We start from the raw sequence: 25,562 nt of genomic DNA on the forward strand, positions 1-25,562 counted from the left end.
TTGTAAAAACTTCTAATTAAATGATTTGCAGCAGTATTTCATCTGGTGTTTAACTTGTCAGCGTTGTTTATTCCCGCATAATTTGTCTTAACTTGTGGGAGCATCCAGGAGTGCGTATTTAACGTGAAGGCAGTATTTTGGCTGAATTGAGCAAAGCATGAGCACAATAATTACCCTATTGGCCGTAGTGCTAACCTGTTCAATTTTGGCAGGCATCGGATTTTGGTACGCTATGCGGCATCGCCCGCCGTTGGCGAAACCACTGCCATTTATCAGTCCGCCTTGCAGAAAACTCTCTGATGAAGAACGCATCGCCGTTGAAAAATATGTCGCGACGCTGGAAAAGCAGCCGCGCGATGCTTTGCCCGGCGAGAAACGCCCTAGCAATGGCAAAATCGCGCTAACCGCGCAAAGTAATAATGTCTATCCCGTTACCCGTGCAATTACGCGCTACGGTTTATCGACCGACGATCCGCACAAGTGGCGTTATTATCTGGATGAAGTCGAAGTTCATCTGCCGCCATTATGGGAACAATACATCGCCGACGAGAACTACGTTGAGCTGATTCGCACCCAATCCATTCCTTTGGTTATTTCGCTTAATGGCCACTCGCTGATTGATTACGCCTTAAATCAATCTGCCCTGCCGACGTTGATGCGGCCCATGTCCACCAACGCCTCCATTCGTAAAGCGGAAAGTGAGAACGTTGAGCTACTGCAGGTGCGCAAAGAGACGCCGGAAGAGTATCGCCTCTCCCGCCCGGATGGCACACGCGAAGCCGTGACTATCTCGTTGGCCTTTTTGCTGTTTTTTGTCAGTCTGCTGCTTCCCACGAGTTTGATGATCTGGCTGCTGCTGGCTGGATGCGCCATGATTGGCGTTAGCCTGTGGTTGTTGTATCGCTTTCCCGCTGAAAGTAGCCTGCGTGACATTCACTGTTTGCGTGGCGCACCTAAACGCTGGGGCTTGTTTGGCGAATCTAATCAAGAGCAGAGCAACATCACGCTAGGCATTATTGATTTAACCTATCCGCCACACTGGCAGCCTTACGTCGCCCACGATTTGGGCCAGGTGACTGATGTCGAGATCTACCTCAATCGACAAGTCGTGCGTCAGGGACGTTTTCTTTCTCTGCAGGACGAAGTCAAAAATTTTCCGATTCAACGCTGGCGTAAGAACGTGGTACTGGCATGCGGGTCTCTGCTGGTGCTGACGCTACTGGTAACCTGGGTTCCACTTAGCATGCCGATCAAGCTCAGCCTTGCCTGGGCGAAAGGCACCGATAGCCTGCAAGTCAGCAGCGTAGATAAACTTAATGGCGTTGCTCTCAATATTGGTGACAGCCTGAAGGTCAGCGGTACAGGCATGTGTTCAGTGCCTGATAATTATCAAAGCAATCGCAGCTACGCTTACATGCCATTCGATTGCTCAGCCGTTTACTGGAACAACGCCACGCCGTTACCCCAGCCGCAATCAGATATTATTGATAAAGCGGCTGCGCTGCTGGATACCACTACCCGACAGTTGCACCCGGAAACCAATACCGATCCCAAACTCAACCCGCAACTGGCTTCAGCCATTCAAAAATCGGGCATGATTTTGTTAGACGATTTCTCAGATTTAGTCCTGAAAACACAAGATCTCTGTAGTCAGCAGCAAGATTGCGTACGTCTGAAAAATGCGCTGGTTAACCTGGGCAATGCAAAAGACTGGGAAGCGCTGGTACGTCGCGCGGACTCGGGTCAGTTGAATGGGATGAACGTGCTGCTGCGTCCGGTCAGCGCTGAAGCGCTGGAAAACCTGGTCAATACCGCCACATCGACTTTCTTCTTCCGTGAAACGCGTCGTGCGTCTGAAAATCTGAATAGCCCGCCGCCGGGTGGTTTCTTGATTGTCAGCGATGAAGGTCGTCAGTTAGTGAATCAACCGCAGCCGGGTGTGTCACTGTTTGATCTGGATGCACCTTCGCAGTGGAATGAGCTGCAGCGTTTGTCCGCTATGTTGCTGCACACTCCCTTTAGCGCCAATGGTATTATTACCAGCATCACCACCGATGCGAACGGCACGCGTCACATTGCCCTGCATAACGAACCTGACGCGATGGCGCAGTGGCGCTATCTCGGCACCGCGCTGCTGCTGCTGGTGCTGGTGACTTGCGGGATCATTAATGGTTTGCTGGCGCTACGCCGCATGCACCTTAATCGACAGCGCATGACCGACATCCAGCACTATTACGATAAGTGCTTCAATCATAACCTCGGCTCTATACAGAGCGTGCGCTCGTTATTCTGAGCCCTCTCCTTCTGTGCTACCCTGTTGCCCAATTTTTTCGGGTAAAGCTTCGGGGTTAAACCAATGACGTTCGACTGGTCTGAAATTGATACCGTGCTGCTCGATATGGACGGCACGCTGCTTGATCTGGCGTTTGATCGCCATTTCTGGCTGGAGCATGTACCGGAAGCACTCAGCCTGCAACGCGGTATTACGCTGGCGCAGGCCGAGCAGATCATTGCGGAAAAGTATCAGGCCGTCGCGCATACGCTAAACTGGTATTGTCTGGATTATTGGGCGCAGGAGCTGGCGCTGGATATTCGTGCCATGACCTGGGAGAAGCGCAGCCGCGCTAAGATGCGCGAAGATACGCTGCCTTTTTTGCAGGCTCTTCGTCGCGCCGGCAAGCGCACCATTTTGCTCACCAATGCGCATCCTTACAATCTGGACGTCAAACTGGCTCAAACCGGTTTAGCGCCACACCTTGATTTATTACTTTCTACCCACACCTTTGGGTATCCGAAAGAAGACCAACGTTTATGGCAAGCGGTACAACAGCAAACCGGATTTATTAATCCGCGTACGCTGTTTATTGATGACAACGAAGCGATTCTGGATGCCGCAAAGGTTTGGGGCATTGGCTGGTGCTTAGGCGTGAGTAATCCCGATTCGGGTCGACCTGAGCAACTCTTTCAGCGTCATGTCGCAGTAAGCGATTACCGCACGCTGATTTGATTCAGGAGCAGCGATGAAAGAAAAAGTTAGCGAGGGCGTGCGCCTCGACAAATGGTTATGGGCCGCGCGCTTTTATAAAACCCGCTCAATCGCGCGTGAAATGATTGAAGGCGGCAAAGTGCATTACAACGGCCAGCGCAGCAAACCCAGCAAACTGGTTGAGCTGAATGCTGAGTTGACGCTGCGCCAGGGCAATGACGAACGCACCGTGGTGATTATGGACGTAAGCGATCAGCGTCGTCCCGCCAGTGAAGCACAACAACTGTATCGTGAAACCGACGCCAGCATTGAGAAGCGCGAGAAAATGGCGCAGGCGCGCAAAATGAATGCACTCACGATGCCACATCCCGATCGCCGACCAGATAAAAAAGAGCGTCGCGATCTGATGAAATTTAAATTATCGGGCGATGAGTAGCGCTACACCTTTCAGGCGCTGAAACGCCTCGCCCTCACCGAGAGAAAACCTATGTCTGTACAAGATCAACTGCATCGTTACCTGTTTGAAAACGCGGCCGTGCGCGGCGAGCTGGTGAACGTCTCCAATACCTGGCATGAGACCGTTAAAAATCATGATTATCCTGCGCCAGTGCAGACGCTATTGGGCGAAATGCTGGTTGCAACCAGCCTGCTGACCGCAACGCTGAAATTTGACGGTGAAATTACCGTACAGCTGCAGGGCGATGGCCCGCTGTCGCTGGCGGTGATCAACGGCAACAATAACCAGGAACTGCGCGGCGTGGCACGTTTTAAAGGTGAAATCCCCGATGACAGCACACTGAAAAGCATGGTGGGCAACGGTTATCTGGTCATCACTATTTCGCCAGAAAAAGGCGAGCGTTATCAAGGCGTAGTGGGTCTGGAAGGTGAAACGCTGGCCGAGTGTCTGGAAGATTATTTCATGCGTTCTGAACAGCTGCCTACGCGTCTGTTTATTCGTACCAATGAAAAAGGCGCGGCAGGCATCTTGCTACAAGTCATGCCTGCACAAGAGACCAATAAAGACGATTTTGATCATCTTGCGGCGCTCACCGAAACCATCAAAACCGAAGAGCTGATTGACCTGCCAGCCAACGACGTGCTGTGGCGTTTATATCATCAGGAAGAAGCCACCGTTTATGAACCGCAGCCAGTCGTTTACAAATGTACCTGTTCGCGCGAGCGTTGTGGTGATGTGTTAAAAACGCTACCACAGGAAGAAGTCGATGAGATCATTGAAGAAGATGGCAAAATCGACATGCACTGTGATTATTGCGGGTCGCATTACATTTTTGATGCAGTAGACATTGCGGCTATCCGCACCAATACGGTCGAAAACAGCGACCGTTTGCACTAATTTTTTGCGGGCGGCCTTGCCGCCCTTTTCAATTCCTGCCACCTATCCCCATAATTTTCAAAGCAAATTATCTTTTTTTACTTTCTTAACAACTTCAAAACGTTCGAAATATCGCCTTAACGCGCCCTGCGTCGCATTTCTGAGGAACAAGACTTTTACCGAGGTTTCAGAAGAGTAAACTGCGCGCGATCGTGCAGTTGCCTGAAAAATGACGGCATGAAAACTGCATGACTCCAACCTTTCTCTGCCTTTGCAGAACAGATACTGATTTGAGGAGCAGTAAAATGCGCGTTAACGGCCTGACCTCGCAAGACCTTGCCGACATGGGCATCATTGATACTACGGAAGTGGTTTATAACCCTGATTACGACACGCTATTTCAGGAAGAGACTCGCCCGGAACTCGAAGGTTTTGAACGTGGCACCCTGACGCACAGCGGCGCAATTGCGGTGGATACGGGTATTTTCACCGGTCGCTCGCCCAAGGATAAGTACATCGTTCGTGATGACACCACGCGCGATACCCTGTGGTGGAACGATCAGGGAACCGGCAAAAATGACAACCAGCCGCTTTCTCAGGAAACCTGGCAAGCGTTGAAAACCTGTGTCACGCAGCAGCTGTCCGGGAAACGTTTATTTGTAATTGATGCCTTTTGTGGTGCCAACCCCGATTCACGTTTAAGCGTACGCTTTATTACCGAAGTCGCGTGGCAAGCGCACTTTGTTAAGAACATGTTCATTCAGCCAAATGAAGAGGAACTGGCGACCTTTAAGCCCGATTTCGTGGTCATGAATGGCGCTAAATGTACCAATCCAAACTGGCAAGAACAGGGCCTGAACTCTGAGAATTTCATTGCTTTCAATCTCACTGAACGCATGCAACTGATTGGCGGAAGCTGGTACGGTGGGGAGATGAAGAAAGGCCTGTTTGCGGTAATGAACTATTTGCTGCCACTCAAGGGTATTGCTTCTATGCACTGTTCGGCAAACGTCGGCAAAGCGGGCGATGTAGCGGTGTTCTTTGGTCTTTCCGGTACCGGTAAAACGACGCTGTCGACCGATCCTGATCGCCAGCTGATTGGTGATGATGAACATGGCTGGGATGATGACGGCGTGTTTAACTTCGAAGGGGGTTGCTACGCCAAAACCATCAACCTTTCTGAGCAGGCCGAGCCGGAAATTTACCGTGCTATTCGCCGCAATGCCTTGCTGGAAAACGTGGTGGTACGCGCCGATGGCAGCGTGGACTATGCCGACGGCAGCAAAACGGAGAATACCCGCGTCTCCTATCCGATCAATCACATCGACAACATCGTTCAACCCGTATCTAAAGCGGGACACGCAAAGAAAGTGATCTTCCTGACGGCTGATGCCTTCGGCGTTCTGCCAGCCGTTTCGCGCTTAACGCCAGAGCAAACGCAGTATCACTTCCTTTCTGGCTTTACCGCTAAGCTGGCGGGTACGGAACGCGGCGTCACGCAGCCGACACCAACCTTCTCTGCTTGTTTTGGTGCCGCCTTTCTGATGTTGCATCCCACTCAGTACGCTGAGGTACTGGTGAAGCGCATGGAAGCCGCGGGCGCGCAGGCTTATCTGGTCAATACCGGCTGGAACGGCAGCGGTAAACGCATCTCGCTGAAAGATACCCGCGCCATCATCAACGCGATTTTGGCCGGCGAGCTGGATGATGCACCCACTGAAACACTGCCGATTTTTAATCTGCAGATGCCGAAAAGCTTGGGTGATCTGGATGCCTCGAAGCTGGATCCCCGCAGCAGTTGGGAAAGCGAAGAGAAATGGCATGAAGCCGCGCAGGATCTGGCGCAGCGCTTTATTGTTAACTTCGAGAAATATACCGATAACGCTGCAGGCGCCGCATTGGTAAACGCGGGTCCACAACGCTAAAAAACAGAGGCGCGGCGATCACTGCCGCGCCTGATTTAGCTTGGTACGCTCAGGCTGGTGACGGCCGGAGCGGGTGTTTCGACTAACGGCAACCAGGCTCGAATGCGTAACCCTCCGCGTTCGCTTTCACCAATTTCCAGTGAACCCTGATGCGCATCAATAATGCGCTGTACAATCGCTAAGCCTAAACCGGTGCCGCTGGTGCTGCGTGCACTGTCACCGCGTACAAAGGGCTGGAACAGATGCGCAAGCTGATCGGGCTTAATGCCCGGACCATCATCTTCAACCTGAAACCACGCGCGATGCAGTTCATGGCCACTACTCACTTTTATCCAGCCGTTGCCGTAGCGTGCCGCATTCACCACCAGATTCGCTAATGCACGCTTAATCGAAAGTGGGTTGATATTGAGCATCAGCTCTTCTGGCATCACCGCATTTTCAATCTCGCGCTCGTAGCCGCTTTCTGCTGCGACCACTTCACCTAACACGCTGTTCAAATCGGCGCGCTCGGTTTGCATCTCCTGACCCGTGCGAAGGTAGTCGATGAACTGTTCGATGATGGCATTACACTCTTCGATGTCTTTGTTAATCGACTCGGCAAGGTAACCATCCTGCTCGCTCATCATCTCGGTTGCGAGGCGAATACGCGTCAGCGGCGTACGCAGATCGTGGCTGACACCCGCCATCAGTAATGTGCGATCGTCAGCCAGCTGCTTCACGCCAGCCGCCATTTGGTTAAAAGCACGCGTCACCGAACGCACTTCTGAAGCGCCATATTCGCGAAGCGGCGGCGGAATCATGCCTTTACCCACCTGCAACGCGGCGTGTTCCAAATCGACCAAGGGTCGGTTCTGAATACGAATAAACAGCCAGGCGCCGCCAATCGCCAGCAGCATGATGGCTAATGTGTAACGGAACAGTGGCGAGAAGTCGCCTTGATGGATCTCGGTCAGCGGCACACGCACCCAGATATCGGGCGACAGCCAGGTTTTCAGCCACACGACCGGCGAATTTTTGTTAACTTCAACCCGCACATCGGTTGGACCACCGAGTTGCTGGCCCATTTGTTCACTGAGAAATTCATAGTGCTGCGCCCAACGCAATCCGCTCTCCTCTGCTGCCGCGTTGGTGTAGAGCGAAATACCCAGCTCGCGATAGATTTCCCGACGAAACGCCGGTGGCACTTCTAACTGCGTCCCATCTTCCAGCTGCAATCGGTCCGTCATCAACATACGAACTTCGTAAGCGAGGACTTTATTGAACTGCTGCAAACTTGGCAGAATGGCGAAGTTAAGCACCACCAGATAGGTCGTTACCAGGCTGACAAACAGCAAGGTAACGATCAACAGCAAAGTGCGGGCAAAGGAACTGCGGGGCGAGAAGCGCAGCCGCCTCATGCTTTACTGCCGTCCGGCACAAAGACGTAGCCCAAACCCCAAACGGTCTGGATATAGCGCGGGTGCGCCGGATCTTCTTCCACCATACGGCGCAGGCGGGAGATCTGTACGTCGATAGAACGTTCCATGGCGCTGTATTCGCGGCCACGCGCCAGGTTCATCAACTTATCACGCGATAACGGTTCACGCGGGTGGCTAACCAGCGCTTTCAATACCGCAAACTCACCGCTGGTTAATGGCATCGGCTCATCTTCACGGAACATTTCGCGCGTACCCAGGTTCAGCTTGAATTTACCAAAGGCGATAACCGCTTCTTCCTGCGAAGGCGCGCCCGGCAATTCGTTGGCCTGACGACGCAGCACAGCACGAATACGCGCCAGCAGTTCACGTGGATTAAACGGTTTTGGAATGTAGTCATCCGCGCCAATTTCTAATCCAACGATGCGATCAACCTCTTCCCCTTTTGCCGTCACCATAATGATCGGCATTGGATTACTTTGGCTGCGCAAACGGCGGCAGATCGACAAACCATCTTCGCCCGGCAGCATTAAATCCAGCACCATCAGGTGAAAAGATTCGCGGGTTAACAAACGATCCATCTGTTCGGCGTTAGCGACACTGCGCACCTGAAAGCCCTGCTCGGTGAGATAGCGTTCGAGCAGCGCGCGCAAACGCATATCATCATCCACGACCAGAATTTTGTAGTTCTCTTGCATTTTTGTACTCCCAAAGGCGCTATTGCCTGAGCCGATATTGTTAAAAAACATGCCTTATAGTGACAGTCATTAATGGTTTATATTCTAGCCGAAATTGTTACAAAGCATATTAAACAGGAGCTTATATTTAAATTTACCGCTTCGCTGGAGCGTAAAAAGCTCGTTTAACAGCGGGTTGAGATGTTTCCAACAATTCCGAAATTTCGCCAAATTTTCTTTGATTCACTGGCGCCATAATGAAGCCGATTTTTATTCGAGCATGAAATTCAGCGAGTTAGCAGATAATTTGACTTAAACGCGAGCTTTCGATCCCTGTGAACTCCATTTAAGCCACTTCTGCAGCAAAATATCAGCATAAAATCCCGCCAATTAGCGCTTATTCACATTTCCCCTCTCGGATTAATTTCAACGCCTTACCTTTCAAGACCAATATCGATTAAAGCCTAATAAATCAATCAGTAAAGTCATCTTTTCGCCCTGAATAATTTCACTCAGACTGCATTGGCATCACGCTTTGCGATGTCATTACGGGGATAAAACTATGAAAAAAATCGTATTACTGCTGAGTGCGCTGGCGCTGACCAGTGTTAACCCGGTTTATGCCGCTACGGCAACAGGTGAAGCCGCAGGTGCACAAGCGTCGACCACGGCACAAGGTAACTCAAACGCCATTGGCGTGGGTGCAGTCGCCGCGCTGTTTGGCGTTGCGCTCGCAACCGCGGGCGGCGGCGGTGATGGCCACGGTAATGGCACATCAACCACCACGTCGACTCAGGCCGGAAAATAATTTAACAACGTTTAGAATACCCTTTCTGTGTTAGCCAGTTTCGCCACCGGGGAAGTCAACGTGGGTTTTTAACCTTTAAAAACCCTTTCCCCGACTCTTTTTTGCCAGCCCGCATTTGTTTTACACTGCGCTTCTTTAAACACTTTTGGCTGCTGCTGTATGAAAACCCGACTTATTACCCGCGAAGGCTTTAACCAGCTGAAAGCCGAACTCGATTATCTCTGGCGCGAAGAGCGACCCGAAGTTACTAAGAAAGTGACCTGGGCCGCCAGCTTGGGCGATCGCAGCGAAAACGCTGATTATCAATACAACAAAAAACGCCTGCGTGAAATTGATCGTCGAGTCCGTTATCTCACCAAAAGCATTGAGCAGTTACGCATCGTAGATTATTCACCGCAGCAGGATGGCAAAGTCTTTTTTGGCGCGTGGGTAGAAGTTGAGAATGATGCCGGTGAGACGAAACGCTTTCGTATCGTCGGTTACGACGAGATTTTTGGCCGCAAAGATTACATCTCTATCGACTCCCCAATGGCGCGCGCGTTGCTGAAAAAAGAGGTCGGCGATGCCGCAACGGTAGAGACACCAATCGGCCCCGCGCTGTGGTACGTCAACGAAATTAATTATCTGGAATAGCGATTCAGAATATCGCCTAAAGGCGCCCGCATCGCTGGCAATTTCAACCATCAATCCGTATAACTGTCCGCTATTTCTTAACCCTGTAAGCAAGACAGTTGATGATGATGAAAGATACGCTGAGCCACATAATTGCAAGTGAGCTGCAGGCGCGAGCAGAGCAAGTTGATGCCGCCGTTCGCCTGTTGGACGAAGGGAATACCGTGCCGTTTATTGCACGTTATCGTAAAGAGGTAACCGGCGGATTGGATGATACCCAACTGCGCCAGCTGGAAACCCGCCTCAGCTATCTGCGTGAACTGGAAGAGCGCCGCCAGTCGATTCTTAAATCGATTGATGAGCAGGGTAAACTCACCGACGACCTCGCTAAATCCATCAATACCACGCTCAGCAAAACCGAACTTGAAGACCTTTACCTGCCTTATAAACCCAAGCGCCGTACGCGTGGGCAGATAGCGATTGAAGCCGGGCTGACGCCGCTGGCTGAGACTTTATGGCAAGATCCTTCTCACGATCCTGAGCAGTTAGCCGCAGGTTACGTTGATGCCGACAAAGGCGTCGCAGATGTTCGTGCTGCGCTGGATGGCGCACGCTACATTTTGATGGAACGCTTTGCTGAAGACGCCACGCTGTTGGCTAAAGTGCGTAATTACCTGTGGAAAAATGCGCATCTGGTCTCACGCGTGGTCGAAGGTAAAGAAGAAGCGGGTGCAAAATTCCGTGACTATTTCGATCATCATGAAGCGCTAAACAGCGTACCTTCACACCGGGCACTGGCGATGCTGCGTGGTCGTAATGAAGGCGTATTACAGCTATCGCTGAATGCCGATCCACAGTTTGACGAAGCCCCACGTGAAAGCCACGGCGAAACGCTAATTGCTGATCACCTAAACCTGCGATTGAATAACGCGCCAGCCGATACCTGGCGCAAAGCGGTGGTGAGCTGGACGTGGCGCATCAAAGTGATGCTGCACCTTGAAACAGAATTGATGGGCACGGTGCGTGAGCGCGCAGAAGACGAAGCCATCAACGTGTTTGCCCGCAACATGCATGACCTGTTGATGGCTGCGCCCGCAGGTATGCGTTCCACCATGGGCCTTGATCCAGGCCTGCGTACGGGTGTGAAAGTGGCGGTTGTTGATGCCACCGGCAAGTTGGTCGCGACTGATACGATTTATCCCCATACTGGCCAGACCGCGAAAGCCGCTGCCGCTGTTGCCGCGCTTTGTGCGAAACATCAGGTTGAACTGGTGGCGATTGGTAATGGTACCGCTTCACGCGAGACCGAACGCTTCTTCCTGGACGTACAAAAACAATTTCCACACATCACCGCACAGAAAGTGATCGTCAGCGAAGCGGGTGCATCCGTCTATTCCGCATCAGAACTGGCGGCGTTGGAGTTCCCTGATTTAGATGTCTCCATTCGTGGTGCGGTTTCCATCGCTCGCCGTTTGCAAGATCCGCTGGCTGAGTTGGTGAAGATTGATCCGAAATCGATTGGTGTCGGTCAGTATCAACATGACGTCAGCCAAAGCCAGTTAGCGAAAAAGCTGGACGCCGTAGTAGAAGATTGCGTGAATGCCGTAGGCGTTGACCTGAATACGGCTTCGGTGCCGCTGCTCACTCGCGTAGCGGGTTTGACACGCATGATGGCGCAAAACATTGTCAGCTGGCGTGATGAAAATGGCCGTTTCCAAAACCGTCAACAGCTGTTGAAAGTCAGCCGCTTAGGGCCGAAAGCCTTTGAGCAATGTGCCGGATTCTTGCGCATTAACCATGGCGACAATCCGCTTGATGCCTCAACGGTTCATCCGGAAGCCTATCCCGTGGTGGAGCGCATTCTGGCCGCCACTGAGCAAGCGCTGAACGACCTGATGGGAAATCCATCTGGCCTGCGCGACATCAAAGCCGTGGATTTTACCGATGCGCGGTTTGGTCTGCCGACCGTCACTGACATCATTAAAGAGTTGGAAAAACCGGGCCGCGATCCCCGTCCAGAGTTTAAAACAGCGCAGTTTGCTGAGGGCGTTGAAACCCTGAACGATTTGATGCCAGGTATGGTGCTGGAAGGCGCAGTAACCAACGTGACTAACTTTGGCGCTTTCGTTGATATTGGCGTCCATCAGGATGGTTTAGTGCATATCTCTTCGCTTTCCGACAAGTTCGTGGACGATCCTCACAAGGTAGTCAAAGCCGGTGATATCGTTAAAGTGAAAGTGATGGAAGTGGATTTGCAGCGCAAACGTATCGCGCTGACCATGCGTCTTGATGAGCAGCCAGGTGAAAGCAATGCGCGCAGCAGTAACCGCAGCGCACCGCGTGAAAACGCTCGACCAGCGGCGGCAAAAGGACGCTCACGTCCTGCCAACTCGCCGGCGGGTAATAGCGCAATGGGCGATGCATTAGCGGCGGCTTTCGGTAAGAAGTAGTCGCATCGGAAGCCTTTTTAGATTGACGCCGTTTGTCCCCCATCTCCGCCTTCCCCCGCTTTGCGGGGGAAGGCGACGCTGCCACATGTTGACACCGAATTCGCATGTTGCAGCGTCTTCCTCCCCCATGTATGGGGGAGGACCGAGGTGGGGGACAAACGACCCCGCACAATAAAGGACCGAAGTGGGGACAATACCACCACCCAATCCAACCCAAATCTCATTGCCGAAGTGGAAAATCCTCGCTAGCACACTACGCTAAAAACACGCCTGTCATAAAAACAACACCTGCTGTGGCACCCAATTTGCGATGGAAACGATCACTGCTTTAATCGATAAGATTTATGCTGACACCTTTCCACAGGCCTCGCGTGAGCGCCTGCTTGCCAATATTGCCGAGGCGCGCGACGCAGTAAAGTTGCCGCGAAAAGCGCATTGGGATGAACAGGATGTGGTGTTAATTACCTACGCCGATCAGTTTCGCGAGCCGGATAAACCTACGCTCAGCAGTTTCTCACACTTTTATCAGCAGCATCTGCAATCCACCTTTCCGCTGGTGCATCTGCTGCCATTTTTTCCTTACTCTTCCGATGATGGTTTTTCAGTGATTGATTATCACCAGGTTAACCCGCTGTGTGGCGAATGGTCGGATGTCGCCACGCTGCATCAGGAAACCCGGTTGATGTTTGATTTCGTCTGCAACCATATGTCGGCGCACAGTGCGTGGTTTAAACACTTCCTGGCACAGGATCCCGGTTGGGACAACTTCTTTATCAGCATGCCGCCCGCCACCGATCTCAGCGCCGTAACGCGGCCGCGAACGTCACCATTGCTCACACCATTTGAGATGGCGGATGGCGAAACACGCTACATCTGGACCACTTTCAGCGCCGATCAAATCGATCTCAATTTCGCCAATCCCGAAGTATTGATCCGTATGGTGAATGTCCTGCTCGATTATTTGGCGCGCGGTGCCGATTACGTGCGGCTGGACGCGGTGGGCTATATGTGGAAAACACCTGGCACCAACTGCATCCATCTGGAAAAAACGCATCAGCTTGTTAAGCTGTTCCGTGCAATTTCTAATGTGGTCGCGCCAGGCACGGTGATCATCACTGAAACTAACGTGCCGCATAAAGATAACATCAGCTATCTCGGTAACGGCCAAGATGAAGCGCAGATGGTGTATCAATTTTCACTCCCGCCACTGGTGCTGCATGCGATCCATTCTGGCTCAGGTCGTGCGCTGCGTCAGTGGGCTGGCACGCTCGATTTAAGTCATCGCGGTACAACTTTTTTTAACTTTCTGGCTTCGCATGATGGGATTGGTTTGAACCCAGCTCGTGGCATTTTGACGGAGATAGAGATTGTAGCGCTGGTGCGCGATCTGGCACTGGAAGGCGCCTTGGTCTCGTATAAAAACAATGCTGATGGCACCACCAGCCCCTATGAAATCAATGTTACCTATCTCGATGCGTTGAATCGTCAGGAAGATAACGACGAAACTCGCCTCAAGCGCTTCCTGCTGGCACACGCTATTTTATTGGCATTTCCTGGCGTGCCGGCGATCTACATTCAAAGCATGTTGGGGTCGCGAAATGATTACGACGGCGTGCGGGCAGCAGGTCATAACCGCGCCATCAACCGTCAAAAGTATGATTTGCACGAGATCGAATCGGCGCTGGTGGGTGGCGACTGGTTGCGGCAGCAGGTTTATACCCAACTCAGCCAGCTGATTCAGTTGCGCCGACGCCAACCCGCCTTTCATCCCGATAACGCCATGACGCTGTTCGACAGTGAAAATGCTTTACTGGTGCTGAAACGCCATCTGCCTGATAGCGAAGCGGGTTTACTGTGCGTGTTCAATCTCAGCAGTCGAAAAGTAGAAACGCGTTTGCCAGAGGCGCGTACATTGCAGGACGTAATCAGCGGGGAAAAAATAGAAGGCACCCAGCCTTTAACGCTGGATGCCTGGCAGTTTATGTGGCTACGAGGTTAATTATTTATAGACGTCAGCAACGGCGCTGAATTTGCCATGTTCACGACCCGCAATCACCAGATAATAGCGACCACCCTTTTCGTCAGCCATTTTAGAGAGTTCTTTTTTTGCATCCATCGGCGAAGTGGTTTCTGCCGTAGTGGTTACCGTAGCAATTTTCTCAAGATTCATTTTCTGCACATCTTCTTTGGTTACTTCTTTAGCCGCCAGAGCAGAAAACGAAACGGCACTCATCATCACTGAAGCCAAAACCCATTTCATAACCTTCATTTGTTTACCCTCATTCATTATCCATTGTTGAGATGTAAGCAGCCGCAAAATGCGATAAGGCAATATGGAACGGCATAGTCCAATCCATGACTATTCACATATAAATACTCTTCATATTTCGAACCGCAGGCGTGTTGGCTGTTCTCGCTCATCCGAATCACTGACTTTAGTCAGCGCATCGCGATTCACTCCTTTGCCGCCTTCCTGCAATTCGAATTATTTAGGGTATAAGTGCAGCGGCTGTGCTCACGAATGAAGTATTGCCGCTACCTGCGATTTTGCCAGTTTTGTAACACGCTATGTCGGCAAATGTTTGATGAAACACAGGATATGTTGAACGAAAGTGTCGGGATGGGAAATAAAAGGAGCATGGGACGCCTTCTCCATCACGATAGAAGGTGACGCGGGCAGCGCGTCGTCTAGCGGCTGCGCAATACGGCGCGGCACCAGGCCATCCAGCGATCCGTAAAGGCGCAGGAACGGCACATTAATCTCAGGTAATGCGCTGCGCAGATCCACGTGATGCAGAATCTCCAATCCACCTTCAAGCACCTCTACTGCGGGCATCGGTTGCGACAATACGATCTCTTTGAGCTGACGTGCGTCGGCGCGTGCGCTTTCACTTCCCAGCGTCTGCAGCGCTAAAAATCGTTCAACAGTGCGTTGAAAATTATGACTCAACTGCTGTTGAAAGCTCTGAAGCGTTTCTGGTTTGATGCCTGGCCATTCATCGTTGGCGGTAAAACAAGGTGAGGAGGCAACGGTAATCAACGCACGTAGCCGCTCCGGCGCAGTTAATGCTAGCTGCGTCGCTACTAAGCCGCCTAATGACCAACCCAGCACCACAGCGCGTGGCGGCAGCAACGGCAGCAGCTGTTGCACCATCTCATCCAACGTTAGTGCGGAAAAACCCTGACTGCGGCCATATCCCGGCAGATCCACCAGATGCAGGCGAAATTGTGCACTGAGCCGCGGAACAATGCTTTGCCACACTTCCGCATTCAGTCCCCAGCCGTGCAGCAGCACAAGATCTGCATCCCCTTCTCCGCAGGTGTGCCAGTAAAGCGACGTCATCAGTTACTATCCCAAAATTGATAAGGAGGTCGCTATGCTACCAATGCCCGCCCTTTGTTGGCTATGCGCATTACCGCTGCGTTTTGCCCATCACGGTATTTGCAGTTGCTGCTTACGCGGTTTACCTAAGCTGCCCATGCTTTGCCCGCGCTGTGGATTACCCGCTTCCTCCCTGCGTTCGCCTTGTGGCCGATGCCTGCGTGAGCCGCCCGCGTGGCAAGCCTTGGTGTGCGTTACCGGCTATCACGCGCCGCTGAGTCACTGGATACATCAGCTGAAATTTTCTCGCGTTACCGCACTCAAGGTGATGCTGGCGCGGCTGCTTTTGCTAAGCTGGTTGTATGCATACCGCACACGCTTACTCACGCGGCCCGATTTATTGCTGTGCGTGCCGCTGCATCATCGACGTGGCTGGCAGCGTGGTTACAATCAAACTGCCCTGTTAGCTCAACCGTTGGCGCGCTGGCTGGGATGTGAATTTAGCCAAGGCTTGCGGCGTCATTATCAAGGCGCATTGCAGCATCAACTCAGCGCAAAGCAGCGCCGCACCAATTTGCGAGGTGCATTCGGTCTTGAAATTGCGGTACGCGGACGCCATATCGCCCTTATCGACGATGTGATCACCACAGGCAGCACGGTAGAAGAAATTAGCCGTTTTTTACTGGCGCAGGGCGCGGCCAGTGTGCAGGTTTGGTGCCTGTGCCGTACCTTGTAGAGCATCCGTGATGGGCGTATTATAACCAACTAAATTAGTCAACTATTGAGCAATCGACATGATCCGAATTACTGATTCTGCCCAAGAGCACTTTTCAAAACTGCTGTCCAAACAAGAAGACGGCACCCAGATTCGCGTATTCGTGATTAACCCGGGTACGCCAACAGCGGAGTGCGGTGTTTCCTACTGCCCGCCAGATGCCGTTGAATCTACTGATACCGAACTCAAGTTCGAAAAACTTTCTGCCTATGTAGACGAGCTGAGCAAACCTTATTTAGAAGATGCCGAAATTGACTTCGTTACCGATAACCTCGGTTCGCAGTTAACGCTGAAAGCGCCAAACGCTAAAATGCGTAAAGTCTCTGACGATGCGCCGATGATTGAGCGCGTTGAATACCTGCTACAGGCGCAGATCAACCCGCAGCTCGCCGGTCACGGTGGCCAGGTTTCATTGATGGAAATTACTGAAGATGGTTATGCGATTCTGCAATTTGGCGGCGGCTGTAACGGCTGTTCAATGATCGACGTGACGCTGAAAGATGGCATTGAGAAAGAGCTGCTGGCGGCTTTCCCAGAGTTAAAAGGCGTGCGTGATCTGACCGAACACCAGCGTGGCGAACACTCTTATTACTGATCAGATTTAACGATCATTAAGCGCGACAGTTTAGCTGTCGCGCTTTCATTTTCAGTTCGCTTTACGTCGCTGACTCACCGTTTTCAGCAATTTCTGCACCTCTTTATCCGCAAAGATTTCCTCTAACGGCTGCGTCAATTTGCGTCGCCAGTTGGGATATTGCTCAACCGTGCCCGGCACATTGACTGGCGTGGTCATGCCCAACCAATCTTCCGGCTGCAATCCCAGTAATGCACTTTGGGTATCGGCCAAAAATCGATGAATCGCCTGATTAAGCTGCGGCGACATCGCTAATTTATCTGCCTGTTTTGCACTGCGTGCCGGCAGTGATCCGGCTTTATGCAGCGCATTCAGCAGCGCCTGTTTCTGCGCCGTTCGCTGTTCATGCAGCGGCTGCACCGCGTCAGCGGGATACAAACCTATCTTTTCGCCCAACTGCAAATCACCGGCATCCCAAAAACCGCTTAACGTCGGCAGATCGTGGGTGCTGGCGCTGGAGATCGACTGCCGTGGATATTCCTCGGGTGAGCGATACTCCCCGTCGCGCTGTTGTTCAAACCACAGTACCTTCCAGGAAAAAATACCGCTGTTGCGCAGCAGGCTGATAATCTCTTTCGGCACGGTGCCAAGGTCTTCTCCAATCACCATGCAGCGCAAGCGCTGGCTTTCCAGCGCTAAAATGCCCAGCAAATCGTCTACGGGATAGGCGACGTAAGCGCCTTTATCCGCGGTTTCTCCAGCGGGCACCCACCAGAGCCGCAGTAGCGACATGACGTGATCAATACGCAGCGCCCCACAATCGCGCATATTAGCGCGCAGCATATCGATAAACGGCTGATAACCCCGCGCTTTCATCACATGCGGATCCATCGGCGGTAATCCCCAATATTGACCCAGCGGCCCCAGCCGATCGGGCGGCGCGCCGATGGAAGCTTTCAGGCGATAGAGCTCCGGGTCGTGCCAGGTTTCCGCGCTGCCTTCCGCCACGCCAACGGCTAAATCCCGGTACAGCCCAACGCTCATGCCCAATGTTTGACTGACTTGCCAGCATTGGGAAAACTGTTGCTGCGCCAAAAATTGCAGCCATTGCCAGAAAGCGATTTCATCTTCGTTCTGTTCACACCAATGTTGCACGTCAGGAAGCTGGCTGTTGCGCCACCCTTCTGGCCAGGCCGGCCAGCCCCAATGCTGTGCATTGCCTGCACGACGCTCTGCCTGCACACCTTCGTATACCGCCTGATAACGTAGGCTATCTCCGCCTTCACGTACGAAAGCCGCAAAGGCGCGCTTCTCTTCATTTTCTTCATCACGTGGCTGAAATTCTGTCCACGCATGGCGCAGCGCCGTCAGTTTCAGCGCCATCACCGCCTCGTAATCAACCAAATCATTTTCACGAACTTCAGCCAGCGCACGCTGTGTTTTGGCGCTTTTCCACCACTTTTGTGCCGCCGCGCTCTGCTGGAAATCCACCACTTGCGACACGTCTATATAGATGATGTTCAGCCAGCGTCGTGAAGAAGGACTGTAAGGGCTGGCGAAGTCGGGACTGGCGGGATAGAGCGCATGCAGTGGATTCAACCCTACAAAGTCGCCGCCGTTTGCAGCAAGCTGTTGCACCAACTGCTGTAAATCACCGAAATCGCCGATACCCCAGTTTTTAGCTGAGCGCACGGTATATAACTGCACCAGCGCGCCCCAACGCTTTTCACCGTCACGCAGTGCTGGCGGCAGATAACAACGGCGCGGCGTAACGATAATACGCGTTTGCCATTGCTGCTTGCCCTTACTGAGTGTCAGCTGGTGATAACCCTGTCCGAGCGGCGAAGGCAGGGTAAAAAGTTCACCGCCAACAAGTGTTCCCTCAAACTTCTTCCCTGCTTCACTGCGCAGCTGCCAGTGATACTCGCCCCGCCCTTGCGGTGTCAGCTGACGTTTGCGACTACCACTGAATACCGCAACCGGCGGTAAGGGCGTTTTTTTGCCTTTATCGGGGTTATCCATCACCGCCAGTAAAGCGCGTTTGGTTTCATCGCTGATCGCTTCGGGTTGACCTTTGGCATTGATATATTCCAGCGAAATTCCAGCAGCACGCGCTGCCTTATCAAGTGCATTTTCTTTCATCGCCGCTCCTTAGCATTTAGCGTGCTTTGAGTGTTGCCATTGATGGATTAGAGCGGCTTCAAAATGTGCTTTTTCGAGATTTTGCAGCGACATATCACTCCCTTCTGAATCCGTTGGAGGTTACGCGAAACCGGCATGCGCACGGGCTGACCACAACGAGCCAGCGAAGAGTTAAGTAAAGACGCGAGTGCAAAAAAAAGCGACAGCAATCAAAGAAAAACGCCAGCATTATGCTGGCGCTGAGGGGATTAGCAGAGTTCGAGGTGAACTTCGTGTTGTTCAATCACTTTTAATACGCTGGCAGGTGGCGCTTGGTCAGTGTAGAGATAATCGAGCAGGCTCATATTGCCCAGATTAACCATCGCGTTGCGACCGAATTTAGAGTGATCCACCACCAGCATGACGCAGCGTGAGTTCTCAATGATGGCACGCTTGGTACGGACTTCATGATAATCAAACTCCAGCAGCGAGCCATCCATATCAATGCCGCTGATACCGAGAATGCCGTAATCGAGGCGGAACTGCGAAATGAAGTCCAGCGTGGCTTCACCCATGACCGCACCGTCGCGGGTGCGCACTTCGCCACCCGCAATAATCACCCGGAAATCAGGTTTGCCCATTAACAGCATCGCTACGTTAAGGTTGTTGGTCACAACCCGCAAATCGTTATGGTTGAGTAGCGCATGCGCTACCGCTTCCGGCGTGGTACCGATGTCGATAAACAGCGTAGCGCCGTCCGGGATCTGGCTAGCAACACGCTGAGCAATACGCGCTTTTTCTTCCGACAACATCATTTTACGATCTTGCCAGGCGGTATTTTCAGAGCTGGAGGGCAGCGCCGCGCCACCATGATGGCGTTGAATTTTGTTTTGATCGGCAAGGTCGTTCAAATCGCGACGAATGGTTTGCGGGCTCACTTCGAAGTGATCTACCAGCTCTTCGGTACTGACATAACCCTGGCGCCGAACCAGATCGATAATGGCGTCATGACGTTGCGTCTGCTTCACATTGCTCTCCTGTTTTCGGCCGGTGGCCGCTGTTCTTTTTATTACGCCTGACGGCGCTTCGTTTTGCGCGTATCAACAAAAGCCATGGCTAATCCCACCACTAAACCGGCAACGTGCGCCGCGTTGGCAATGGCCAGACCCAATGCGCCAAACCAGCCAATCACTAGCCAGACAAGGGCGAATCCAATCAAACCTCGTTCGAGGTAAATACCGCTGTCGGGATCGCGTTCGCCGCGTAGCCAGCAATATCCCATCAAGGCGTAAACCACACCCGACAAACCACCAAACCAGATACCGCTGAATTTAGCCTGCATCCAGCCACTAAGCAGGGCGGAAATCAGCAGGATGACAAACAGCTTACCGCTGCCTAGCCGTTTTTCGACGGCGCCGCCGAGATACCACCACCACATCAGGTTGAACAAAATGTGCAGCAGCGAAAAATGCAAAAAGGCGTGGCTGAACCAGCGCCACACTTCCAGATATTGATCCGGGCCATCTGGCCAGGCGAGCCAGTACATTACGGTACGGTCGCCAACGATCTGCATCAGAATAAACACCGCAATACAGACCACCATTCCAGTAAGCGTTAGCGGCCCCGCTCGCTCGCGGATATTCGCCCAGAAGTTAGTGCGCTCATAGCGCAAACCGCTGTCGGTTTTGCCGCTGTGCCAGCTGGCTGCTCGATACCGTGGATGATTCGGATCGTGCACAAACTGTTGAAGTTCGTTTTCGACCATCGACAGTTTGCTTTCATCATCCAACATGATGACGTAATGGCTTTCGTGCTCAATACGCAGCGTAACGCCGCGCGTTGCCATGTAATCGACGAACGCCTGCGCCATGCGCGGCTGATTGAATTGGGTAATGCGCATGATACGTAACTCTCCATGTGACGATGTGCTGTTTAAACGCTGCCGTTAGCGACCTGCATCGGGAAAGCAGCACGCCAGGCATCAAAACCGCCATCAATGCTATAAGCCGCCGCAAATCCCTGACTCAACAAATATTGTGCTGCGCTTTTGCTGCTGTTGCCGTGATAACACATCACCAACACCGGTAATGTTTGATCGGCATCCGCAATAAAGGCGTTGAGGTTGCTGTTTGACAGGTGCAAGGCTCCCGCAGCGTGGCCAAGCGCGAAACTTTGTGGATCGCGTATATCCACCAGCAGCGCGCCCTGCTCCAGCTGCGCCTGTGCCTGCTGAACATCAATACATTCGAAGGTTTCCATGGTGTCTCTCATTACTGCGTCACAATTAGCGCTTAGTGTAACCCGAGAATTAGCGCCAATAACCTGACAAACACTGCGGACTTGTATTTTTTTCACGTTCAGAATGTTAGCTATATCACGCAAAAATGTTTTTACCGGGTTAAAAGCTGGCATCAATGTTGGTTTACGATTATTATTATGCTCGAAAACGAACATTAATGAACTATTCCGAACATCGGAGGAGATGACGTGGAAACCAAAGACCTGATCGTGATCGGCGGCGGCATCAACGGTGCCGGCATTGCAGCGGATGCTGCAGGACGCGGACTGTCGGTGCTGATGCTGGAGGCGCGGGATCTGGCTTGCGCGACCTCTTCTGCCAGTTCAAAACTGATTCACGGTGGCCTGCGCTACCTTGAGCACTACGAGTTTCGCTTAGTGAGCGAAGCGCTGGCTGAGCGTGAAGTGCTGTTAAAAATGGCGCCACACATTGCGTTTCCAATGCGCTTTCGTCTGCCGCATCGCCCGCACCTGCGTCCAGCATGGATGATTCGTACCGGCCTGTTTATGTACGATCACCTCGGTAAGCGCACCAGCTTACCCAGCAGCAAAAGCCTGCGTTTTGGCGCGGATTCCGCCCTGAAGCCTGAGATCACGCGCGGATTCGAATATTCCGACTGCTGGGTTGATGATGCGCGCATGGTTGTCTTAAATGCGCAGGAAGTGGTGAAGCACGGCGGTGAAGTTAAAACGCGTACTCGTGTGACGCGTGCCTGGCGTGAAGGCGGTTTGTGGATGGTAGAAGCTGAAGATGTCGACAGCGGAAAAACCTTCACCTGGCGCGCTAAAGGATTAGTGAACGCGGCGGGTCCGTGGGTGAAACAGTTCTTTGACGACGGCCTGAAGCTAAAATCGCCTTACGGTATTCGCTTAATCAAAGGCAGCCACATTGTGGTGCCGCGCGTTCATACTGAGAAACAGGCTTATATCCTGCAGAACGAAGATAACCGCATTGTATTTGTCATTCCGTGGATGGATGAGTTCTCGATTGTCGGCACCACCGACGTCGAATACAAAGGCGATCCGAAAAGCGTCAAGATCGATGATAACGAGATCGATTATCTGTTGAAGGTGTACAACGGTCACTTCAAAAAACAGCTGGTTGCTGACGATATCGTTTGGACTTATTCCGGTGTGCGTCCGTTATGTGATGATGAATCTGATTCACCGCAGGCCATCACTCGCGACTATACGCTGGACGTGCGTGATGAAAATGGCCAGGCGCCGTTGCTGTCAGTGTTTGGTGGCAAGCTGACCACCTATCGCAAACTGGCGGAGCATGCGCTGGAAAAACTGACCAAGTATTTCCCGAATGCGGGTCCAGCCTGGACCAAAACCTGCGTATTGCCAGGCGGTAACATCGCGGGAACGCGTGAAGATTATGCAGCTAGCCTGCGTCGTCGTTATCCGTTTATCAGTGAAAACATGGCGCGTCATTATTCACGTACCTATGGCAGCAATACTGAAGTTTTGTTAGAAGGCGCGAAAAGCCGGGAAGATTTAGGTGAGAACTTTGGTCATGAGTTCTATGAAGCAGAGCTGCGTTATTTAGTGCAGAACGAATGGGTTCGCGAACTGGATGATGCAATCTGGCGCCGCACCAAGCAAGGCATGTGGCTGACCAAAGAGCAGCAGGCGCGTGTGGCTGAGTGGCTGGCGGCTAAACCGGCGTTGTCGCTGGCTTCATGATAATGTGAGTCGTCCACTCTTCGGTTAGCCGAAGAGTATTCAGACGATAAAAAAACGCAGAGGACGCTTTTTGTCCTCTGCGTTTTGCATTTTACGCTTCTGGATTCTCATCCACGCGGCAAGATTACAACCTTACCGGCGCAATGTGCCAAATCTCATCCGCATATTCCTGAATCGTTCTGTCCGACGAGAAGTAACCCATCCCAGCAATATTTAACGCGGCGCGACGTTGCCATTCATCCGGCTGACGATACAGCGCATCCACTTTGTCCTGCGTATCCACATAGCTACGATAATCGGCCAGGAGTTGATAGTGGTCGCCGAAATTCACCAACGAGTCGAACAGATTACGATAACGACCCGGATCGGAAGGGCTAAATACGCCCGAGGCAATTTGGGTCAGCACCTGATGCAGCTCCGCATCCTCTTCATAATATTTACGCGGGTTATAACCTCCCCGGCGCAACGCTTCGACCTGCGGCGTAGTGTTACCGAAAATAAAGATATTCTCTTCACCAACATGGTCGAGCATTTCAACATTGGCGCCATCCAGCGTCCCAATGGTCAGCGCGCCGTTGAGTGCGAACTTCATGTTACTGGTGCCCGAGGCTTCTGTTCCTGCGGTAGAGATCTGCTCAGAGAGATCGGCGGCGGGAATAATGATCTGCGCCAGACTCACGCTGTAGTTGGGAATAAACACCACTTTCAGCTTGTTCTTTACCTGCGGATCGTTGTTGATCACCTTCGCGACATCGTTGATCAAATGGATAATGTGCTTCGCGACGTAATAGGCCGACGCGGCTTTACCGGCGAAGATATTGACGCGCGGCACCCAATCTCCATCCGGCTCAGCTTTAATTCGGTTGTAACGGGTAATCACGTGCAACACGTTGAGCAACTGACGTTTGTATTCGTGAATACGCTTGATCTGCACATCAAACAGCGCATTAGGATCGAGCACCACATCAAGATTTTTGGCAACCCAATCCGCTAAGCGACGCTTGTTCTGGTATTTGGCATCAGCCACTTTTTTGATAAAGGCCGGGTAATCAATCTGCGCTTTCAACTCATTTAACTGGCTCAGTTCGGTACGCCAGTTACGACCAATCTCGTCATCTAACACGTCAGACAGCGCTGGGTTAGCCAACGCCAGCCAGCGACGCGGCGTTACACCATTGGTTTTATTGCAGAAACGCCCAGGGAATAGACGCGAGAAATCAGCAAACAGCGACTGCACCATCAGATTAGAGTGCAATTCCGAGACGCCGTTAACTTTATGGCTCACCACCACCGCCAGCCACGCCATGCGAATTCGTCGGCCATCTTTTTCATCGATAATGGAGATGCGCGACAGCAATTCCCAGTCATCTGGGTAATAGTCCTGAATGGTTTTCAGGAAGTAATCGTTGATCTCAAAGATGATGCCAAGATGGCGCGGCAGAATTTTGCCGATCATGTCCACTGGCCAGGTTTCCAGCGCTTCCGTCATCAACGTATGGTTGGTGTAGGAGAAGACCTGACAAATCACTTCAAACGCGTTGTCCCACGTGAACTTGTGCTCATCAATTAACAGGCGCATCAGTTCAGGAATCGCTAACACGGGATGCGTGTCATTGAGGTGAATGGCGATTTTATCCGCGAGATTGTCCCACGTTTGATGCATGCGCCAGTGACGATTAAGAATATCCTGCACCGTTGCCGACACCAGGAAATACTCCTGACGTAAACGCAGCTCACGCCCAGAATAGGTTGAATCATCGGGATAGAGCACGCGCGAGACGTTTTCTGAATGGTTCTTATCTTCAACTGCCGCAAAGTAATCACCCTGATTGAACTTGCCCAGGTTGATTTCATTACTGGCCTGCGCTCCCCACAATCGCAGCGTGTTGGTCGCGTCGGTGTCAAAACCAGGAATGATTTGATCGTAAGCCATCGCCAGGATCTCTTCCGTTTCCAGCCAACGCACCTTGGTGCCCTCATGCTGAATACGTCCACCGAAACGCACTTTGTATCGGGTGTTGAAACGTTGAAATTCCCACGGATTACCATATTCCAGCCAGTAATCGGGCGACTCTTTCTGCTCGCCATCCACAATGTTCTGTTTGAACATGCCGTAATCGTAGCGAATGCCATAACCGCGGCCTGGCATGCCCAAAGTGGCGAGAGAATCGAGGAAGCAAGCAGCCAAACGGCCTAACCCGCCATTACCTAAGCCCGGATCGTTCTCCTCTTCCATGAGTTCAGCCAGATCGAGACCCATTTCGTCTAATGCCTGGCTAAGATCGTCATAAATGCCCATCGACAACAGCGCATTCCCCAACGTGCGGCCCATCAGAAACTCCATCGACAGGTAATAAACCTGGCGTACATCCTGCGATAGCTGAGCACGGCTGGAACGCAGCCAGCGTTCAACCATGCGATCGCGTACCGCCAGCAGCGCGGCGTTGAGCCACTCATGCTTATTGGCAATGGAAGGATCTTTACCAATGGTGAACATCAGCTTATAGGCAATCGAGTGCTTTAAAGCATCAACCGTCAACGTCGGTGAGGCGTAAGTGAAAGGTGCATTCATATCCA

General features: G+C 52.1%; 21 protein-coding genes. 12 read left to right on the forward strand and 9 right to left on the reverse strand.

Features of this window, described 5'->3' with window-relative positions:
• Positions 1 to 157 precede the first annotated feature (157 nt).
• The 5 genes from ACF2G4_RS12860 (at position 158) to pckA (ending at position 6,244) form a co-directional block, all read left to right on the forward strand.
• Positions 158 to 2,293 (forward strand): intracellular growth attenuator family protein, encoded by a 2,136-nt coding sequence (locus ACF2G4_RS12860; protein WP_409074930.1) that lies wholly within the window; start codon positions 158 to 160, stop codon positions 2,291 to 2,293.
• A gap of 63 nt (positions 2,294 to 2,356) precedes the next feature.
• Positions 2,357 to 3,007 carry a GMP/IMP nucleotidase gene (yrfG, locus tag ACF2G4_RS12865; RefSeq protein WP_215845385.1) on the forward strand — a complete coding sequence of 217 codons (651 nt, stop codon included), beginning with the start codon at positions 2,357 to 2,359 and terminating at the stop codon, positions 3,005 to 3,007.
• A gap of 13 nt (positions 3,008 to 3,020) precedes the next feature.
• The gene (gene hslR, locus ACF2G4_RS12870; protein ID WP_215845384.1) at positions 3,021 to 3,422 is read left to right on the forward strand and encodes a ribosome-associated heat shock protein Hsp15; all 402 of its coding nucleotides are present in this window, start codon (positions 3,021 to 3,023) and stop codon (positions 3,420 to 3,422) included.
• A gap of 51 nt (positions 3,423 to 3,473) precedes the next feature.
• Positions 3,474 to 4,340: an Hsp33 family molecular chaperone HslO gene (hslO, locus tag ACF2G4_RS12875; protein WP_215845383.1), complete on the forward strand. Its 867-nt coding sequence runs from the start codon at positions 3,474 to 3,476 to the stop codon at positions 4,338 to 4,340.
• A 284-nt stretch (positions 4,341 to 4,624) separates the two neighbouring features.
• Entirely contained in the window at positions 4,625 to 6,244 is a 1,620-nt protein-coding gene (gene pckA, locus ACF2G4_RS12880; RefSeq protein WP_243079859.1) for a phosphoenolpyruvate carboxykinase (ATP), read from the forward strand.
• Positions 6,245 to 6,279: 35 nt separating this feature from the next.
• Here pckA and envZ read toward each other — a convergent pair whose 3' ends face one another.
• Both envZ and ompR read right to left on the reverse strand, forming a co-directional pair.
• A complete protein-coding gene (gene envZ, locus ACF2G4_RS12885) occupies positions 6,280 to 7,641 on the reverse strand; it encodes a two-component system sensor histidine kinase EnvZ (protein WP_215845382.1) in 1,362 nt (453 codons plus the stop codon).
• Positions 7,638 to 8,357 carry a two-component system response regulator OmpR gene (gene ompR / locus ACF2G4_RS12890; protein WP_001157751.1) on the reverse strand — a complete coding sequence of 240 codons (720 nt, stop codon included), beginning with the start codon at positions 8,355 to 8,357 and terminating at the stop codon, positions 7,638 to 7,640. The genes envZ and ompR overlap by 4 nt, the downstream gene beginning before the upstream one ends.
• A 541-nt stretch (positions 8,358 to 8,898) precedes the next feature.
• Between ompR and yjbE the strand changes: the two genes are divergently transcribed.
• The 4 genes from yjbE to ACF2G4_RS12910 all read left to right on the forward strand — a co-directional run bounded on the left by yjbE (position 8,899) and on the right by ACF2G4_RS12910 (position 14,205).
• Positions 8,899 to 9,144, forward strand: coding sequence for an exopolysaccharide production protein YjbE (gene yjbE, locus ACF2G4_RS12895; RefSeq protein ID WP_243079861.1), 246 nt, complete (start codon positions 8,899 to 8,901; stop codon positions 9,142 to 9,144).
• 159 nt (positions 9,145 to 9,303) lie between these two features.
• A complete protein-coding gene (gene greB, locus ACF2G4_RS12900) occupies positions 9,304 to 9,777 on the forward strand; it encodes a transcription elongation factor GreB (protein WP_243079862.1) in 474 nt (157 codons plus the stop codon).
• A gap of 107 nt (positions 9,778 to 9,884) precedes the next feature.
• The gene (locus tag ACF2G4_RS12905) at positions 9,885 to 12,206 is read left to right on the forward strand and encodes a Tex family protein (RefSeq protein WP_409075974.1); all 2,322 of its coding nucleotides are present in this window, start codon (positions 9,885 to 9,887) and stop codon (positions 12,204 to 12,206) included.
• A gap of 310 nt (positions 12,207 to 12,516) precedes the next feature.
• Positions 12,517 to 14,205 carry an alpha-amylase family glycosyl hydrolase gene (locus ACF2G4_RS12910; protein ID WP_243079863.1) on the forward strand — a complete coding sequence of 563 codons (1,689 nt, stop codon included), beginning with the start codon at positions 12,517 to 12,519 and terminating at the stop codon, positions 14,203 to 14,205.
• On the opposite strand, the gene ACF2G4_RS12915 is transcribed toward ACF2G4_RS12910, so the two are convergent.
• Together ACF2G4_RS12915 and bioH are read right to left on the reverse strand one after the other, a co-directional pair.
• A complete protein-coding gene (locus ACF2G4_RS12915) occupies positions 14,206 to 14,475 on the reverse strand; it encodes a DUF1471 domain-containing protein (RefSeq protein ID WP_243079864.1) in 270 nt (89 codons plus the stop codon).
• Positions 14,476 to 14,772: 297 nt separating this feature from the next.
• A complete protein-coding gene (bioH, locus tag ACF2G4_RS12920) occupies positions 14,773 to 15,549 on the reverse strand; it encodes a pimeloyl-ACP methyl ester esterase BioH (protein WP_409074931.1) in 777 nt (258 codons plus the stop codon).
• Between the two features lie 34 nt (positions 15,550 to 15,583).
• Here bioH and gntX point away from each other — a divergent pair, with 34 nt between their 5' ends.
• Together gntX and nfuA are read left to right on the forward strand one after the other, a co-directional pair.
• The gene (gene gntX, locus ACF2G4_RS12925) at positions 15,584 to 16,264 is read left to right on the forward strand and encodes a DNA utilization protein GntX (protein WP_215845379.1); all 681 of its coding nucleotides are present in this window, start codon (positions 15,584 to 15,586) and stop codon (positions 16,262 to 16,264) included.
• 58 nt (positions 16,265 to 16,322) lie between these two features.
• Entirely contained in the window at positions 16,323 to 16,898 is a 576-nt protein-coding gene (gene nfuA / locus ACF2G4_RS12930; RefSeq protein ID WP_215845378.1) for a Fe-S biogenesis protein NfuA, read from the forward strand.
• A 51-nt stretch (positions 16,899 to 16,949) separates the two neighbouring features.
• On the opposite strand, the gene malQ is transcribed toward nfuA, so the two are convergent.
• From malQ to glpE, 4 genes are all read right to left on the reverse strand, one after another.
• Positions 16,950 to 19,019 carry a 4-alpha-glucanotransferase gene (gene malQ, locus ACF2G4_RS12935; RefSeq protein WP_409074932.1) on the reverse strand — a complete coding sequence of 690 codons (2,070 nt, stop codon included), beginning with the start codon at positions 19,017 to 19,019 and terminating at the stop codon, positions 16,950 to 16,952.
• 248 nt (positions 19,020 to 19,267) lie between these two features.
• Positions 19,268 to 20,026 (reverse strand): DeoR/GlpR family transcriptional regulator, encoded by a 759-nt coding sequence (locus ACF2G4_RS12940; RefSeq protein ID WP_215845376.1) that lies wholly within the window; start codon positions 20,024 to 20,026, stop codon positions 19,268 to 19,270.
• 41 nt (positions 20,027 to 20,067) lie between these two features.
• Positions 20,068 to 20,898 (reverse strand): rhomboid family intramembrane serine protease GlpG, encoded by an 831-nt coding sequence (gene glpG / locus ACF2G4_RS12945; protein WP_215845375.1) that lies wholly within the window; start codon positions 20,896 to 20,898, stop codon positions 20,068 to 20,070.
• A gap of 32 nt (positions 20,899 to 20,930) precedes the next feature.
• Entirely contained in the window at positions 20,931 to 21,257 is a 327-nt protein-coding gene (gene glpE, locus ACF2G4_RS12950; RefSeq protein ID WP_215845374.1) for a thiosulfate sulfurtransferase GlpE, read from the reverse strand.
• Between the two features lie 228 nt (positions 21,258 to 21,485).
• Here glpE and glpD point away from each other — a divergent pair, with 228 nt between their 5' ends.
• Positions 21,486 to 22,985 carry a glycerol-3-phosphate dehydrogenase gene (gene glpD, locus ACF2G4_RS12955; protein WP_243079868.1) on the forward strand — a complete coding sequence of 500 codons (1,500 nt, stop codon included), beginning with the start codon at positions 21,486 to 21,488 and terminating at the stop codon, positions 22,983 to 22,985.
• Positions 22,986 to 23,109: 124 nt separating this feature from the next.
• On the opposite strand, the gene glgP is transcribed toward glpD, so the two are convergent.
• Positions 23,110 to 25,557 (reverse strand): glycogen phosphorylase, encoded by a 2,448-nt coding sequence (gene glgP, locus ACF2G4_RS12960; protein WP_243079869.1) that lies wholly within the window; start codon positions 25,555 to 25,557, stop codon positions 23,110 to 23,112.
• Positions 25,558 to 25,562 lie beyond the last annotated feature (5 nt).

This window comes from Pantoea phytostimulans (genome assembly GCF_046118715.1).
Classification (GTDB): Bacteria; Pseudomonadota; Gammaproteobacteria; order Enterobacterales; family Enterobacteriaceae; genus Pantoea; species Pantoea phytostimulans.